Consider the following 15563-nt stretch of genomic DNA (forward strand, 5'->3'; position numbering starts at 1 on the left):
CGTGCTCAGCTATCTCGGTAGGAAGCTCATCCAGATGCTGCCGGTGGCCTTCTTCGTCACCGTCATCGTGTTTTCCTTGACCAATCTCCTGCCGGGCGATCCGACGGTGACGATCCTTGGCGAGCAGGCCACGCCCGAGCAGCGCGCCGCCGTGCGGGTCGAGTACGGTCTCGATCAGCCGGCGCCCATTCGCTATGTCACATGGCTCGCCCGCGTCGCCCAGGGCGAGTTCGGCCGGTCCCTGCGGACGCGCGAGGATGTGGGCGCGATGCTGGCAGCGCGCATCCCGGTGACGCTGCAGCTCGGCTTGCTCTCGATCCTGATCGCGGTGGCGATCGGCGTGCCAGCCGGCATTCTCGCCGCGCGCTTCCGGGGCGGGCTGATCGATGTCGCGGCGAGCCTCGTGGCCATGTCGTCGGTCGCGGTGCCCTATTTCTGGATGGGCGTGCTGCTGATCATGTTGTTCTCGCTTCAGCTCGGCTGGCTGCCGGCATCGGGGCATGTCCGGTTCCTCGACGATCCCGCCCAGAACATGAAGCTGATGGTGATGCCGGCGCTGACGATCGGCACCGCCTTTGCGGCGCTGGTGATGCGCCAAACGCGGGCCTCGATGCTGCAGATCCTGTCGATGGACTATGTCCGCACGGCCCGGGCGAAGGGTTTGAGCGAGCGGCTGGTCCTGATCCGCCATGCGCTACGCAACGCGCTGATCCCGATCATCACCGTGATCGGCCTGCAGGTCGGGGCGCTACTCGGCGGCGCAGTGGTGACGGAAACGGTCTTCGCGCTGCCTGGCCTCGGCCGGATGCTGGTGGACGGCATCTTCCAGCGCGACTTCCCGGTGATCCAGGGAGCGATTCTCTTCATCGTCATCGCCGTCTTCCTGGTGAACCTCCTGACCGACATGCTCTACCGGGTCCTCGACCCCCGGGTCGAGGCCTGAGGCGATGGTGGCCGTGACCGGATCGATGCCGCCCTCCCCCGCCTCAGAGCAGCGCGCGCCGCGCTCGCCAGGCGCGATTATCATGCGCCGCATCCTGACGTCCTGGCAGGGACAGTTCGGGGTCGTCGTTCTCGCCGTCATCGTTTCGCTCGGGCTGTTGGCCCCCTGGATCGCGCCTTATTCTCCGACCGATATCGACCCGGAAGCCTTCTCGATGCCGCCGAGCGCAGCGCACTGGTTCGGCACCGACGAGATCGGCCGTGACGTGCTGTCACGCGTCCTGCATGGCGCCACGGTCTCGCTTCAAGTGGTCGTCTTCGCCATCGGCCTCGCGCTGGTCGTCGGCTCCGTGCTGGGTTTGATCTCGGGCTGGCTCGGCGGCGGCTGGGATGCGCTGATCATGCGGGTGATGGACGCCTTCCTGGCGTTTCCGCTGCTGGTTCTGGCGTTGTCCATCGTCGCGGTGCTCGGCCCCGACCTGATGAATGCGATGTTCGCCATCGCGATCACCAAGATGCCGGGCTTCGCCCGCCTGGTGCGGGCGGAGGTGCTGAGCCTGCGTGAGGTCGACTACGTTGTTGCGGCGCAGGCTGCCGGGGCAAGTCCCTGGCGTATCCTGTCCCGCCACATCTGGCCGAACGTCTCCGGCAACGTCATCGTCTATGGTTCTCTCTCCGCCTCGCAGGCGCTGATCACCGAGAGCGCACTCTCCTTCCTCGGCCTGGGCGTGCAGCCGCCGACGCCGAGCTGGGGCTACATGGTCGCGACCGGCATCCAGTTCTACCAGTCCTGGTGGATGAGCTTCTTCCCGGGGCTTGCGATCTTCCTGATGGTGCTAGCGCTCAACTTCCTCGGTGATGCCGTGCGCGACGCCTTCGATGCGAGGCTCGGCGATCGCAATGACTGAGCCGAACGGACTTCACCCGGAGCTCACGGGCCGGCGCGTGCTCGTCACCGGCTCATCGCAAGGGATCGGACTCGCCATCGCGAAGGCGCTGGTCAACTCTGGTGCCAGGGTCTGCATCAATGCGCCGTCGCAGGGGGCGGAGCTCGACCTGGCCTGCCGCGAGGCCGGCGCTGCCATCGGCATCGGCGCGGATCTGACCCGGCCAGACGAGGTCGAGCGGCTGGTGGCGGCCGTCACGGACGCTCTCGGTGGGGCCGACATCCTCGTCCTGAACGCCGCGCTCCAGGAGAAGCAGCCTTGGTCCCGCTTCGACCGCGCGTCGATCGACCGGCAATGGGAGATCAACCTCGCGGCGAATTATCGCCTGATCCAGGCTTTCGTTCCCGCCATGGCCGAACGCGGATTCGGCCGGCTGATCGCGATCGGTTCGATCCAGCAGGTCAGAGAGCATCCGGAGATGCTGGTCTATGCGGCCAGCAAGGCGGCGCTCGAAAGCATGGTCCGCAACCTCGCCCGGCAGGTCGCAGGGCAAGGGGTCACCTGCAACGTGCTGGCCCCCGGCGCGATCGCGACTGCGCGCAACCGCGAGGCGCTGGCAGACGCGGCCTATCGCGGCGCGGTCCTCGCACGCATCCCGGCTGGTCGTCTCGGCACGCCGGAGGATTGCGCCGAAGTGGCGCTGTTCCTGGCCTCCGACGCTGCCCGCTACGTCACCGGCACGACGCTCTTCGTCGATGGCGGAATGCATCTCTAGAGGAAACGAGAGCAATGAAGATCGTCGACATGAAGGTGCGCTGCGTGGCGATCCCGCTCAACGCGCAGCTTCGCCACAACACCGGGGTTCATCCCGGCTATTTCCTGCGCACCATCCTCGAACTGGTGACGGATGAGGGCATCGTCGGCCTCGGCGAGGTCGGCGGCGGCGACCAGCGCGGCGCGCTGACGAAACTCAAATCCCGCATCATCGGCATGGACCCGTTCCACCTCGAGCTGATCAAGCTCAAGACCTTGCGGGCGATCTACTATCTCTCGAACGCCCGTCTCTATGCCGCGATCGAGATGGCCTGCCTCGACATCCAGGGCAAGGGGCTGGGGCGACCGCTCTGCGACCTGCTCGGCGGACCGGTGCGCGACCGCATCCCGATGATCGCCTATCTGTTCTGGCGCTACGACAGGCCCAGCGGTGGCCATGACAAACATCCCGAGGACATGGCCGATCTCTGCCAAGAGCTCCATGAGACCCTCGGCGTCACCGCGATGAAGCTCAAGGCCGGCGTCCTCGATCCGAATGTCGAGGCGCGCGCCGTCGAACTCTGCCGCGATCGGATGGGGCCTGATTTCGGCCTGCGGATCGACCCCAACGGCGTCTGGTCGGTGCCAACTGCGATCCGCATCGGCCAGCGGCTGGAGGCAGTCGGGATGGAGTATTTCGAGGATCCCGCCTGGGGGCTGGAAGGCAATGCCGCCGTGCGCAAGGCGGTCCGCACCCCCATCGCCACCAATATGTACCCGGCCAAGTTCGACGATCTCGGCCCCGCCATCAGGCTCGGCGCCGTCGATATCGTGCTGACCGACATCCACTACTGGGAGGGGCCGCGCGGGGTGAAGGACCTGTCGGCGGTCTGCCGCACCTTCGGGCTCGGCGTCGCGATGCATTCGGGGGCCGAGTTCGGCATCGAACTCGCCGCGATGCTGCACACCGCCGCGACCATCCCGGAGATGAGCTTCGCCGGCGATGCCCATTACCACTACCTCACCGACGACATAATCGAGGGCGGGCTGATGAAATACGAGGGCGGCGCCATCCGCGTGCCGACCGGGCCGGGGCTCGGCGTCGCGCTCGATGAGGACAAGATGCGCCACTACGGCGCGCTCTATGAGGCGAAGGGCGACTACTACGCTCGCTTCCACCAGGACCCCTACCGGCCGGACTGGCATCCGGTGGTGGGCGGGCTGTGACAAGCCGGCTCGCGACTTCGCCAACCTGACAAGACGCCCACAAAATCCGGACCAAGCCGCCAACCATCAGGAACAGCACATGTTCGACATTCCCACGATCAATCGTCCGGCGAAAGCTCTCGTGGACGGGCTTGCCAGCATCGGAACGGCTACCGCGTCGAGCGAACTCTACAAGATGGGTATCCGGAATCCGCTCATTACAGGCGCCGTGCCCCACTCTCGCGGCAAGGTCGTGGCCGGACCTGCCGTCACCCTCCAGTTCATGCCGAAACGCGAGGATCTCTACGGCGACGACGAATATGCCGATCGGGAGAAGCAGCTTCACAGGCATGCGCTTTATCACATCGAAGCTGGCGACATCGTCGTCGTAGACGCCCGTGGTGACCTGGAAAGCGGCATCTTCGGCGAGATGATGCTGACCTACTTCGCCGGCAAGGGCGGGAAAGGCATGGTCATCGACGGCGTCATCCGCGATGCCGCCAAGGCGTTCAAGCTCGATATCGGCTACTGGATGCGGGGCGTCAGCCCGAATTTTCATACGCAGACGACGCTTATGCCACACGCAGTGAACGTGCCGATCGCCTGCGGCGGCACCTATGTGAAACCGGGCGATATCATCATCGCAGACGATGACGGCGCCATCTGCGTGCCGATCGCCTATGCCGAGAGGCTGCTCCAAGCCGGCAGCCATCATGCCGAGTGGGAGGACTTCTCGCGCATTATGCTTTCGAAGGGCGGCGATCTTCGTCGCTACTACCCGCTCGCCCAGGAGGCCGAAGTCGAATACCAGGAGTGGAAGGCGCAACAGGAAAGCAGCTGAGGTCGCTGGCTGGCGACGCTGCTCCTGATTGTTCGCGCTGCTCCAACTCCCATTCATAAACGTCCGCTCTCTGCAGGACACCGAGGTCGGGAAGTGATGCTGTGGACGGCTCTCCACCCCTGCGGGAGCCCAAGCTCCTGCAAGGCAGGAGGAGCGCGTCATGTTCAAGGTTAGGCGCAGGTCTTGCCGTTTTTCGCCAAGCTGCCGGCGTGCCTGATCGGCATCGAAGCCTGCGCTACGGCGCACTATAGGGCCCGCGAGCTCGGCGCGCTGGGCCACCTAGTGAAGCTCATACCGCCGAGCTATATGAAGCCAAACGTAAAGCGGCAAAAGAACGATGCCGCCGACGCCGAGGCGATCTGCGAGGCCGTGACCCGGCCGATGATGCTCTTCGTGGAGGTGAAGAGCCCTGAGCAGCAAAGCGTGATGGTGCTGCACAAAGTCCGGCTGACTTGGATGTTCCAGCGCATCCAGCTGTCCAACACGATACGGGGGCACATAGCTGAGTTCGGCCTGGTGGCGCCGATCGGGCGCGCGGGGCTGCAACAGCTGATCAAGCCGGAAGAGAGCGATCCATGCGTGCCGGATGAGGAGGGGTGTGCCTGGAGTCGTCGTTCAATGCAAGGCTTCGGGACGAGCTGCTCGACGGCGAAATCTTCTACACCCTCGCCGGGGCGAAGGTCGTCGTCGAAAGCTGGCGGCGCCACTTCAATACGGTGCGCCCGCATGGCTCGCTCGGATACAAGCCGCCGGCTCCGGACGTCTTCGTCCCCGCCATGGCCGCGCGGGCGGCTGCGCAACCCGGACCAGCTACGCCGCCCGCGATAGCCTCCAGGCCAACCGTCCACTAACAATCGCAATGGACCAGCCAGCGAAGGCGGATCATTGGTCTTACCGGAGCCGCGCCGGCGATGACAACCAGGGGCGAGGAAGCCACCGCGCCGACACCATGGATCACTGCGCGCCGCTGGGCCGGGTTGAGCGCGTCGAGATAGCTGATCGAAGGCGTTCATGCCTTCATTTACCGAACCGGCCGCGCTCCTTCGGAGAACCGACCGCGTAGGAAGCCCACGGAAACTGCCCGATCGGCATCTCTCAGGAGCTCATCGCGGTTGTGAAGCAGAGCCCCGATGGCAGCCCGGGCATCGCCGTGGGACTCCGCCAAAAACGGAAGCAACTTGTTGCTCCATAAGCTTCGGAGCAGGCGCCTGTTTCGGCTCTGCCTCATCCAGCGCGACATGAGCTAGACAAGCCGCAATATTGGCAAGGCGCTATTAAAGCGAAACGGGATAGCGCTCGCTTTGTGCGGCACCTGATGGCATCGGCCCGATCGCGTATCATCACTGCTGGGTTCGCCTCAGCATACCCGTGTCGTATCCGAGCGCCTTCGCCCGCTCCACCAGTGTCGCATACTGGCGCGGGCTGACAGCCTGACTTCGGGTCAGTATCCAGAGATATCGACCCGAGGGCTCTCCAACGATGGACCATGAATAGTCCGGCGCGCGATCCAGCACCCAATAGTCCCCCTCGACCGGCCAGAAGAAAGTGACCTTGAGCTTCGATCCGTTGGAGCCATCGACGACTCGGGCCGTGGCCTCTGCCGTCTTCACCGATCCCGTCAAGCCGCCTTGGTGGCAGGAGTTGACCACCGCAACAGCACCGTCTGACTTCTGAGAATACTCCGCCGTGACCGCCTCGCAGCCCTTCTGGAAACCCGCCTCATAGCGAGCCTGTTCGTACCACTTGCCGAGATAGCGCTTCAGCTCCACAGGCTTCGCGGGCTGCGGGACATTGGAGTTGCCGACAGGCTGGCTCTCCAGCGGATTGCACGCCGCCAGTGCCATAGTCGATCCGATCATGAGCGCGCTCATCAGGGTTTTCATCGTCATCCTCGCTTGGGCTGCACGATAACGTGAGCTTGCTGACGCGGTTCCCACCCCGCACGCTTCATTGAGTATTGTCCCCGGTATGTCCGCCGCGTAGCATCTCGGCTGCAGCTCCTTACCGGAGGCGGACATGGCTCTTCCCGATGATCTCGTGGCCTGGAGCATCAAGCGTATCGGTCAGAAAATCGGTGATGGCGAATGCTGGACCATGCTTGAAACCGCCCTGACTGACTGCGGCGGCAAGACCTCAACCCAACTCATGGGCGGCAAGGTTGGAACTGACGGCGATTATATCTGGGGCACACTGGTGAAGGATCTGCGCCGCGACGTTGTCGTTGGCGACATTCTACAGTTCCGCAACTTCGTCTGGGAAGACAGGACCGAGGTGAAAACGACGCATCCGAACGGTGATTGGGAAACGGGGGGAACGACTGTTGAGAAGCGCCCTCACCACACAGCAGTCGTTGAGGCTGTTGTGGGCCAGGGCATCGTTGACGTGCTGGAGCAAAACGTTCCCGGGGGCGACCCAATCCATCGCGCGCGCCTTCACATCGTCTCGTTCCTCGGGCCGAAGGTGAAGAAGACTTTGCCTAATGGGGACGTAGTGGAGACGACGCCAAACCATCGCGTCAGCGGCACGGTCTGGGCGTTTCATCCGCAGGTGCCGCTACCTGGCAAGAAGCCTTGAATCGTCGGCTGCGTAGTCGCTCCGGCGAGAGATTCTCTCACAGCATATGACCACAGATTTTCGCGCCTCGCGGGAACCAAAGTCGTCATCATCTCGTTGCCTGCGCGTTGCCATACGACACCTGCCTGCTCTCCAGTCGATGCGTCGCCGCGGATGTACCGGCCGCAGCCGACAGGAGGGCAAAGCCAGTTTCCCGGCGATGGACGAAACCGCCAAGTCCTGACAGAAGTCAGAGGCCCGCGGTTTCCCATACGGCGGGCTTATCCATCCTGCGAATGGCAGAAGGGCGCTGAGACGCCGCAACGCCTCATGGCAACGAGAGAACGCCTTGCCTAGAGCCACCGCTGAATCGTGGCCGGGCCGATCTGATGCATGTCGATCTCGGAATCGCTGAGCCGGCGTTGCAGGTTGAGCACCCGCTGCGGAACAGCTCACTGTGACCGGCAAGCGCAGCCATAGCTTCCTCCTGGAGGCTGCGGACCAGCTCGACGATATCGGCGATGAGCTTTTCCTCATCGTCGCGTCCGTGCGGAATCCGACGTTGTGTCGAGCGATGCTGCCCGAGCACACGGCAGACCCGCCGCTCCGACTCTTCAGAGCGAGCCGGGCATGGTCGATGCAGGCGCGGCGACGCGCGGGGCTCAGATGGGGTATTCGGGGCGCCTCGCGCGGTTGAAGCAGCGGCATAGTGGCGCTCCGATCCAACGCGGGAGTCCCACCATGAACCACCAGCACCATGTCGGCCTCGATGTCTCCGTGAAAGAGACCGCCATCTGCATCGTCGATCCGCACGGTAAGGTCGTGCACCGTACCACCGTCGAGAGCCATCCTGAGGTGATCTGCAAACACCTCATCGGTCTCGGCCACAGCTATGCTCGTATCGGCCTGGAGGCGGGGCCTCTCTCGCCATGGCTCTACGCCGGCCTGGTCGAAGCTGGGTTGCCGGCGATCTGCGTCGAAACCCGTCACATGCACGCCGCCCTTTCGGCGCGCATCAACAAGACCGACCGCAACGACGCGATGGGTATCGCTCAGATGATGCGTGTCGGCCTATTCAAGCCGGTCCACGTCAAGACGCCAGCCAGCCAGCAACGCCGCCTGCTCCTGACCTCGCGCAAATTGCTTCAGCGTAAGGCCTATGACATCGAGAGCGACCTACGAGGTCAGCTGCGCAATTTTGGCCTCAAGGTCGGTGTCGTGGGAGCTGCCGGCTTCGAGCAGCGCGTGCGAGACCTCGTGCTCGATCTGCCCTTCGTCGCGGCTGTGGTCCTACCGTTGCTGGAGGCTCGCTCCGCGTTGCGGACCCAACTCGCCAAGCTGCACAAGATGCTGCTGGACCAGGTCCGCATCGATCCGATCTGCCGACGGCTGATGACCGCACCCGGCGTTGGGCCGGTCGTGGCGCTGACCTACCGCACATGCGTCGACAACCCGGCCCGTTTCGGACGATCGCAATGCGTCGGGGCGCATTTCGGTCTGACGCCGCGGCTTTACCAGTCCGGTGAGACGATGCGGGGCGGGCGGGTCTCGAAGTGCGGGGACACGATGATGCGCGCTGCGCTCTATGAAGCCGCGCTCGTGCTGCTGACCAGCCCGCGCGGCCCGTGGTCCTCCCTGAAGGTCTGGGGGTTGGCCGTGGCCAAAGGCCGAGGCATGCAGAAGGCGCTCGTGGCCGTCGCTCGCAAGCTGGCCATCGTGTTGCACCGCATGTGGCGCGACGAGACGGACTTCCGCTGGTCGGCCGCATCCGCCACGGCGGCCTGAGGCCCGCGCTTTAGCATCACGCAATACCGAGCTCCTCCGGCGTGGAGGGGGCCCTGCGGGGACGATGGGAGCGGGCGAGACCGAGGAAACTCGAGCGTCGGTTCTGCCGAGCGCGCGGCTTAGATGGCTCCGCCCACTCCCTCTGATCCCATCATGAGGCGGCACAGGCCGACCTCGGAGAGAAGCAAGAGCTCCGCAGGACCGTTCGCGCGCCGATCCAGGATGCGCACGCAAGGGAGTTGACCTATGAACCCCGAATAGAGAAGTAGTTTCCCGAAGCCGCCTCATTCAGGATCAGTTTGTAGAGCGTCAGGTCGGCGACGGCGCGGCGGAGCCGGGCGTTCTCCACCTCGAGCTCCTTCATCCGCTTCACCTGATCCTCTTCAGGCCGTCGAATTCGCGCCAGCGATAGTAACTCACCTCCGGATCGAACGGATCGCGTCGGCACGGGATGCCCCTGCGAGACCAGCACATCGACCTGGCGCAGCGTCGCGACGATCCCTTCGGGCTTGTGGCGCTTCCTCGGCATGGGGCTTGGACTGACGCTACGCTCCCATTCGAGCGGAGGCAAGGAGCGCCTGGGTCGGATCTCGAAGATGGGCAACCCAACATTGCGAACCCTGCTGATCCTGGGAGCGACGACGGTGCTGCGCCATGTCCGCAATGGCGCGCGCGCCTCGATGTGGATGACGGCGCTTCTGGCGCGCCGACCGCCGAAGGTCGCCGCGGTCGCGCTCGCCAATAAAATGGCTCGGATCATCTGGGCGCTGCTGGTGAAAGCGGCCACACGCGGCTACGCGGCCAAAGCTCAAGAGCCATTCGCACTGGATTCTCGACTGCACCCGCCAGTCTGATTGAAATGATCACAACGGGGCACCGAAGCCCTCCGAATTCCCGGCGTACTAGCGGCCTTCCTGTTCACCGTGGCCGTTTTGGGCTTCAGGGCGTCGAGCAGAAACACGGCATAGGTTAATCAAGCGGCTTTGACGGACTTAATCTTCGACCCGACTATGAGGGATGCTGATCAGCACCCTCCCCTTGCCCGCCAACACAGAGATCACCAGAATGCCCTTGAACGATTGGCGTCCTGCGTAGACGCGTGGCATTCTGACCGATGACAATTTCCGCGCCAGCTTCGATTGCCGCGGCATAGCGTGCCTTATCACCCAGCTGCTTTGGCACGCATCTGGTGCTGCGGCAGAGGCTGACACTGAGATGACACAGCCTCCCGGTAGATGCCAAACCAACTCCAGCAGCCAGCACGTTAGGAAGCGCTGTGAACGTTCCCGTCGTTGGACGCTTCGCCTTCAGGCGCGCCGAGCTCTGGGCTGACGGCGTGATCCATGTCCTCGGCGTTGCCCTAGGACTTGGAGCCGTCGGAGCTTTGATCATCCAGGTCGCGAACTGCGCTCCGCTTTTCGACTTGATTCCAGTTTCGATCTACGGTGCCGCACTGCTCGCCGTTCTCATCGTTTCGGCCACCTACAACATGTGGCCGATCTCGCCGCGCAAGTGGTTCATCAGGCGTTTCGACCATTCGGCTATCTACCTCCTCATCGCCGGCACCTACACCCCGTTCCTGATGAAACTGAGCGGGAGCATTTTAGCACAGGCTCTCCTCGGCATCGTATGGCTCGCCGCCGCTGCCGGCGTGGCGATCAAAGTGGGTTTGCCCGGCCGGTTCGACCGCCTGTCGATCGCGCTCTATCTCCTGATCGGGTGGAGTGGGCTCCTGATCTGGAAAAGCGTGAGTCTTCTGCCTGGGGGCACCCTCTGCCTGATCATCGCGGGCGGCCTTCTCTACTCGATCGGTGTCATTTTCCACATTTGGGAGAGCCTGCCGTTTCAGAATGCGATCTGGCACGCCTTCGTTCTTGTGGCTTCAGGCTGCTTCTATGGGGCTGTGTTTCGGGCGTATGCTATAGTGCCGGCTGCATGAGCTGCGGCGGTCCTCCTCCCCAATGTCTTCGAGGATCACGCGAAGCTCCTCGCGCGCGTCCGCAAGGCCCAGGTCTGCGATTTGCGGAGGTTCCACCAGAGGCCGCTCTGTCTACAAGCAAAAGCAGATTGTCGGTATGAGTAGCCCGGCAAGATGGTGGGCATCACGGGCAAACCTGCTGTTTGTCCTGTTCGCGGTCGTTTTGGGAACCTGCAAGAGATCAATGAAGTTCACGCTGCCCATCGCTTCGCCGACCCAATAGGTCGGCCCACCGGCCACGGTGGTGAACCCGAGAGTCTGGATAACTATGCCGACTTCCTCGAGGCGATCTCCCACCCGGCGACCGTTCACGGCATGCTAGCGGACTATCGTACGGGCTGAGCGTCGATGCCGACCATGATCGAGACGATCGAGACAATGGGCGCAAGATCGCCTGCCCGGCCCTTGCGCTGTGGTCGGAAAAGGACGACCTGCTGGATCACGACGGAGATGTGGTTGCAGTCTGGCAGAAGTGGGCTGTAAGGGTCCGCGGGGCGTCAATTCAAGTCGTCACTATATGGCGGAAGACGCGCCGGAGGAGCTTGCCGCGGCGCTGCTTGGCTTTTTCGAAGGTGAGCTTTGACGATCCTTTGGCGGCGCGGCGGTCATTCTCCCAGCTAAAGTGGGGCTATCGCCGCAACTCGGCTCGGTTGTGCCGACCTACCGAAGCATCTTGCATTCCCCACGACCTCGAGGCCTTCGGATCACGATCTCGACACCCACAGCCCGAGACAAGGCCTTATCCCACGAAACCGGACGGTCGCTACTTCGTGTCGCCGGCAGATTCTGGATCGGCCAGTCTGAAGAGGGACGTCATCAGCTTGTCGCTGAACTCATGGATGGTCGCCCCTCTTTCAAATATGCCGAGTGTGGCCACGGCGATGTCAAAGCCGCTCGCGCTCGCATCGGTTCCGCAAAGGGAACTCTCGGTGAGCGCGGGCCAGTCTGGTGGGCGGACGGGCACCCGACCTCAATCGCAATCTCGTGAAGAACACGGCGTATGCTCAGTGGTCTTTTGCGAATGGAAACGCGGGAAAGGCAGGGGTAACGTGGCACGATGGGGCACGAGAAAAAGGAGGGCGACATGCAGCAATCTGCCGTCGCCGTGACAACGCGTGTTGGACTGAAAGGCGCTTTTGATGTCGATCTGCCGCTCAACGCAGCAACGTTGAACGAGCACCTCTATGATATCGGGATATGGCTTATCGAGCGCCATATCCCACATCAAGCTCGCATTCTCTGGGAGCCGCTGGAGAAGCGGATCCGTGTCAGCTTTTACGACCCGGACGAGGCCGGAGCCTTTAGGAAACGCTTCGGAGCAACGCTTCACTGAAGAAGGCCAGCGGCCAAGTGTGCTTCCGTTTTCCTTAGGTCTTTCCAAGGCTTCTTGCGACCACGCGGCTCAGCCGCTCGGCGAACCCACGGGCATTGGTGGGACGTTCGCCGTCCAGCACGCGAGCGGTGTCGAGGAGAAGGTGAGCCACATCTGCACGCAAGTCGGCTTCTCTGACTGTCGCGAGGGTAGCGACCATCGCATGGTGGGGATTGACCTCAAGTATCGGCTTTGCCGCGCTGTCAATGCGGCCTGCGGCACTGAGTAGGCGTTCGAACTGGCGATCTGGACCGTTATCGGATGCCACCAGGCAGACCGCGCTGTCGGTCAGCCGGTCGGAGGTCCGGACGTCGGCGACTTGGTCGGCCAAGATCTCCTTCATCGACGCTAGCAGCGATACGATCTCATCGCGGGTATCGCTTGATCGAAGCGAGGCCCCATCGAGCAAGGCGATGCGTGCCAGATCCGCCGCCCCTTGCGTCACGGACTTGAACGGCTTGCCCTCAAAATCCGGTGCGGCCGACGCCCAGAAGCTGTCGACATGGTCGGAAAGCAGCAGCACTTCGATCCCGCGCGCCCTGAAGCCTTCGAGCTGCGGCGAGGTCGCGATCCTGAGAGCATCGTCACCAGCGATGTAGTAGATCGCCGTCTGGTTCTCTTTTAGCGCGCCAACATAGTCCTTGAGGCTGCGCAAACCTTCGCCGGAGGCCGTTGTCCGGAAGCGGGCCAGACCAAGCAGCTGGGCTCGACGCTCGTAGTCCTCGTAAAGCCCTTCCTTGATGACGGCGCCGAAGTTCTCCCAGATTTTTGCGAAGGCTTCAGCATCCTGTTCCGCGAGCTTCGTCAGGTCGGTCAGCACACGGTTGGTGACGCCCTTCTTGATCGCAGCGAGCAGCGGGCTGTCCTGAATCATCTCGCGGGAGACATTGAGCGGCATGTCGGCGGTATCGAGGATGCCGCGGACGAAGCGAAGATAGCGCGGCATCAGCTCGGCTTCGTCGGTAATGAAGACTCGCTTCACATAGAGCTTGATCCGCCCCTTCCGGTCGGCGTCGAAAAGGTCGAACGGCCGGGCGCCCGGAACGAATGTGAGCGCGGTGTACTCGTGAAGGCCTTCTGCGCGAAAATGGATCGTGGCGGCCGGATCGTCATACTGCCCGGCGACGCTCCGATAAAAATCAGCGTATTCGTCCTTCGAGATCTGGCTCTTTGGCTTGGTCCATAGCGCGGCGCCGTCTGCCAGCGTGGTCGCCTCCGCTCCAGGCTTCTCGGTCAGCGCGATGGGCACCGGGACATGGCCGGACTGCTCCTTGACGATGCGCTCCAGTGTCCAGCGCTCGGCATAGGTCTTCGCGTCGTCCAACAAGTGGAGAGTGACCCGCGTGCCACGCGCCGGCGCCTCCTCCAGGGCAACGGGTGCTATTGTGAACTCGCCTTTGCCGTCCGACTCCCACGCCCAGGCCTCACTGCTGCCGGCGCGACGACTGACGACCTGAACCTCGCCTGCGACCATGAAGGCCGAATAGAAGCCGACGCCGAACTGTCCGATGAGCTGGGCGCCTTCCTTGCCCTCGGCCGCGGCAACGCGATCCATAAAGCTGCGTGTGCCCGAACGCGCGATGGTGCCGAGGGCCTCTATCATCTCGTCCCGGCTCATGCCGATGCCATTATCGGCGATGACCAACTTGCCCGCCTCCGCATCTGCAGAAAGGGTGATCGCGAGCTTTGGCTCTTCGCGGAGCAGGTCGGGATGAGCGATCGCCTCGTACCGCAATTTCTCGCAAGCGTCGGCCGCGTTGGAGATCAGTTCCCGCAGGAACACGTCCCGGTCGGAATAGACCGAGTGCACCATCATATGCAGGAGGCGGGAAACGTCGGCTTCGAAGCTTCGGTGCTCGCTGGTGGTTGCGGTCATTAGTTAGTATCCAGAGAGGTCGTCGATCATGTTGGCCGAATTTAGGGATCGTCCTTCAACGGCGAAAGTACCCGTCTACTGGATGTTACAACGGGACCGCTCATGAGAGCGGCTCTGTGCCTTGCCGGTACCGGTTCAAGCCCGGATGGCCCCGTTCTGCTCGGCCAGTTCGCGATGTGAGTGAAGCGGCCGGCCGAGAATACTGATTAGGTGCTCGACATCCCCGCCGTTCGGATCGCCCGCCTCGTTGAAGAAGGCGTCGATCCGATTCAGTACGTGTTTGGCGACGCTCGACGACTTTCCGAGCCAAATTGGGATGCCGACCAGAAAGATGTTGCACGCATCCTACGCCTGAGCACCGGCCAGTCGTCGCCATCGCCCTCATCCGAAGATACGCCCGGATGCCCTTCATCTGCATCACCCCATACCCGCAGCGCGATCGCAGGCCAGTCAGGTGCGCAGTGCGCCGCAGAGTGATGGCTAGGCCAGTCGCTTAGAAAGGTTCGCTCCCGATAATCTTTTTGAGCGCGAGCGCGTCGCCAGCGGCTGCGTATGACGTCGTATTGTCAAAAATGCACCAAGCCATCGATCCCGCGGTTGCGATCATCCGGTTGGCAACCAACTTCAATCGATCTCGCGAATACGACGACCGGTAGATCTCGGGTGAACCGTGCAGACGAATGTAAGTGAGACCTTTCCTTCCACCCGGCTCGTCTGCTTCCACAGCTGGCGGCGGATCGGCTGCGACTCTCGAAATCCTGTATTCTCTCAAGAGATCTTCTGCCTCCGCTCCGAACCATGACGCATGTCGGGGCTCCAATACAATATCCACGTCTCGAGGGCGCCGGAAAGCGGACAAGAAACGATCGGCGTCACTGGAAATGAATGTTCGCTTTGGAGGCAGCTGGATCAATACCGGCCCCAGCTTGATGCCCAGGCCGTCCAATTCCGCGAAAAATGCCTCGAGGTCGGACGATATGTCGAGCCAATCGGAATGTGTCACCCACCTCGGCGCTTTCACGGAAAACCGGAATTGGTCTGGCACTGACGTGGCCCATCGCTCGTATGTCGATCTGCGATGGTGCCGGTAGAACGACGAATTGATCTCGGCAGTTGAGAAGACAGTGGCATACCTTTCTAAATGGCTTCCTTCGGCCGGGAAGTTCGGAGCGTGGATTTTGGGGATGGCCCAACCAGCCGTACCGATGAACAATCGACTTTTGAGCGGAATGCCGCTTTGAGACCGCATGATCAACTCGCGGGTCGAAGACTAATGAATAACTCCACAACGCAATGTGGCACGAAGTTCGCCTGAGCCCCTTGACGTTAATCGGATTGCCGAGATGCGCATAATCAGTGTTTGAGGCTCT

General features: G+C 62.8%; 13 protein-coding genes and 5 pseudogenes. 13 read left to right on the forward strand and 5 right to left on the reverse strand.

The window, feature by feature from the left end; all coding sequences use genetic code 11:
- Position 1: 1 nt before the first annotated feature.
- The 7 genes and pseudogenes from NWE53_RS29320 to NWE53_RS29350 form a co-directional block, all read left to right on the forward strand.
- Positions 2-943, forward strand: a complete 942-nt coding sequence (locus tag NWE53_RS29320; RefSeq protein ID WP_265055231.1) for an ABC transporter permease — start codon at positions 2-4, stop codon at positions 941-943.
- Between the two features lie 82 nt (positions 944-1025).
- Positions 1026-1850, forward strand: coding sequence for an ABC transporter permease (locus NWE53_RS29325; RefSeq protein WP_265055232.1), 825 nt, complete (start codon positions 1026-1028; stop codon positions 1848-1850).
- Positions 1843-2604 carry an SDR family NAD(P)-dependent oxidoreductase gene (locus NWE53_RS29330; protein WP_265055233.1) on the forward strand — a complete coding sequence of 254 codons (762 nt, stop codon included), beginning with the start codon at positions 1843-1845 and terminating at the stop codon, positions 2602-2604. Before NWE53_RS29325 ends, NWE53_RS29330 begins: the two co-directional genes overlap by 8 nt.
- Before the next feature lie 14 nt (positions 2605-2618).
- Positions 2619-3809 (forward strand): enolase C-terminal domain-like protein, encoded by a 1191-nt coding sequence (locus NWE53_RS29335; protein WP_265055234.1) that lies wholly within the window; start codon positions 2619-2621, stop codon positions 3807-3809.
- Positions 3810-3888: 79 nt separating this feature from the next.
- Positions 3889-4629 (forward strand): ribonuclease activity regulator RraA, encoded by a 741-nt coding sequence (locus NWE53_RS29340; RefSeq protein ID WP_265055235.1) that lies wholly within the window; start codon positions 3889-3891, stop codon positions 4627-4629.
- A gap of 174 nt (positions 4630-4803) precedes the next feature.
- Positions 4804-5145, forward strand: a pseudogene (locus tag NWE53_RS29345) (IS110 family transposase); the annotation flags it as partial.
- Positions 5146-5222: 77 nt separating this feature from the next.
- Positions 5223-5480, forward strand: a pseudogene (locus tag NWE53_RS29350) (integrase core domain-containing protein); the annotation flags it as partial.
- 489 nt (positions 5481-5969) lie between these two features.
- On the opposite strand, the gene NWE53_RS29355 reads toward NWE53_RS29350, so the two are convergent.
- Positions 5970-6518: a lipocalin family protein gene (locus NWE53_RS29355; protein WP_442865079.1), complete on the reverse strand. Its 549-nt coding sequence runs from the start codon at positions 6516-6518 to the stop codon at positions 5970-5972.
- Between the two features lie 127 nt (positions 6519-6645).
- On the opposite strand from NWE53_RS29355, the gene NWE53_RS29360 reads away from it, so the two are divergent.
- Positions 6646-7203: a hypothetical protein gene (locus NWE53_RS29360; protein WP_265055236.1), complete on the forward strand. Its 558-nt coding sequence runs from the start codon at positions 6646-6648 to the stop codon at positions 7201-7203.
- Positions 7204-7678: 475 nt separating this feature from the next.
- Here NWE53_RS29360 and NWE53_RS29365 read toward each other — a convergent pair.
- A pseudogene (locus NWE53_RS29365) lies at positions 7679-7875 on the reverse strand (IS3 family transposase); the annotation flags it as partial.
- Positions 7876-7923: 48 nt separating this feature from the next.
- On the opposite strand from NWE53_RS29365, the gene NWE53_RS29370 reads away from it, so the two are divergent.
- Positions 7924-8967: an IS110 family RNA-guided transposase gene (locus NWE53_RS29370; protein WP_265055237.1), complete on the forward strand. Its 1044-nt coding sequence runs from the start codon at positions 7924-7926 to the stop codon at positions 8965-8967.
- Between the two features lie 259 nt (positions 8968-9226).
- Here NWE53_RS29370 and NWE53_RS29375 read toward each other — a convergent pair.
- A pseudogene (locus tag NWE53_RS29375) lies at positions 9227-9496 on the reverse strand (IS3 family transposase); the annotation flags it as partial.
- Positions 9497-9500: 4 nt separating this feature from the next.
- Here NWE53_RS29375 and NWE53_RS29380 point away from each other — a divergent pair.
- The 3 genes and pseudogenes from NWE53_RS29380 to NWE53_RS29390 form a co-directional block, all read left to right on the forward strand.
- Positions 9501-9821, forward strand: a pseudogene (locus NWE53_RS29380) (transposase); the annotation flags it as partial.
- Positions 9822-10243: 422 nt separating this feature from the next.
- On the forward strand, positions 10244-10906 hold the full coding sequence (gene trhA / locus NWE53_RS29385; protein WP_265055238.1) for a PAQR family membrane homeostasis protein TrhA: 663 nt from the start codon (positions 10244-10246) through the stop codon (positions 10904-10906).
- A 1123-nt stretch (positions 10907-12029) separates the two neighbouring features.
- The gene (locus tag NWE53_RS29390) at positions 12030-12278 is read left to right on the forward strand and encodes a hypothetical protein (protein WP_265055239.1); all 249 of its coding nucleotides are present in this window, start codon (positions 12030-12032) and stop codon (positions 12276-12278) included.
- Positions 12279-12312: 34 nt separating this feature from the next.
- Here the strand turns inward: NWE53_RS29390 and htpG are convergent, their stop codons facing one another.
- On the reverse strand, positions 12313-14193 hold the full coding sequence (gene htpG / locus NWE53_RS29395) for a molecular chaperone HtpG (RefSeq protein ID WP_265055240.1): 1881 nt from the start codon (positions 14191-14193) through the stop codon (positions 12313-12315).
- A 210-nt stretch (positions 14194-14403) separates the two neighbouring features.
- On the opposite strand from htpG, the gene NWE53_RS29905 reads away from it, so the two are divergent.
- The gene (locus tag NWE53_RS29905) at positions 14404-14670 is read left to right on the forward strand and encodes a hypothetical protein (protein ID WP_320109589.1); all 267 of its coding nucleotides are present in this window, start codon (positions 14404-14406) and stop codon (positions 14668-14670) included.
- Between the two features lie 16 nt (positions 14671-14686).
- On the opposite strand, the gene NWE53_RS29405 is transcribed toward NWE53_RS29905, so the two are convergent.
- Entirely contained in the window at positions 14687-15442 is a 756-nt protein-coding gene (locus NWE53_RS29405; protein ID WP_265055241.1) for a DUF72 domain-containing protein, read from the reverse strand.
- Positions 15443-15563: the final 121 nt, after the last annotated feature.

Source organism: Bosea sp. NBC_00550 (genome assembly GCF_026020075.1).
Taxonomy (GTDB): Bacteria; Pseudomonadota; Alphaproteobacteria; order Rhizobiales; family Beijerinckiaceae; genus Allobosea.

Coding starts and splice junctions, on each gene's coding strand:
- NWE53_RS29325 (WP_265055232.1), top strand. CDS start 1,026: ATGCGCCGCATCCTGACGTCCTGGCAGGGACAGTTCGGGGTCGTCGTT.
- NWE53_RS29330 (WP_265055233.1), top strand. CDS start 1,843: ATGACTGAGCCGAACGGACTTCACCCGGAGCTCACGGGCCGGCGCGTG.
- NWE53_RS29335 (WP_265055234.1), top strand. CDS start 2,619: ATGAAGATCGTCGACATGAAGGTGCGCTGCGTGGCGATCCCGCTCAAC.
- NWE53_RS29340 (WP_265055235.1), top strand. CDS start 3,889: ATGTTCGACATTCCCACGATCAATCGTCCGGCGAAAGCTCTCGTGGAC.
- NWE53_RS29355 (WP_442865079.1), bottom strand. CDS start 6,518: ATGACGATGAAAACCCTGATGAGCGCGCTCATGATCGGATCGACTATG.
- NWE53_RS29360 (WP_265055236.1), top strand. CDS start 6,646: ATGGCTCTTCCCGATGATCTCGTGGCCTGGAGCATCAAGCGTATCGGT.
- NWE53_RS29370 (WP_265055237.1), top strand. CDS start 7,924: ATGAACCACCAGCACCATGTCGGCCTCGATGTCTCCGTGAAAGAGACC.
- NWE53_RS29390 (WP_265055239.1), top strand. CDS start 12,030: ATGCAGCAATCTGCCGTCGCCGTGACAACGCGTGTTGGACTGAAAGGC.
- htpG (WP_265055240.1), bottom strand. CDS start 14,193: ATGACCGCAACCACCAGCGAGCACCGAAGCTTCGAAGCCGACGTTTCC.
- NWE53_RS29405 (WP_265055241.1), bottom strand. CDS start 15,442: ATGCGGTCTCAAAGCGGCATTCCGCTCAAAAGTCGATTGTTCATCGGT.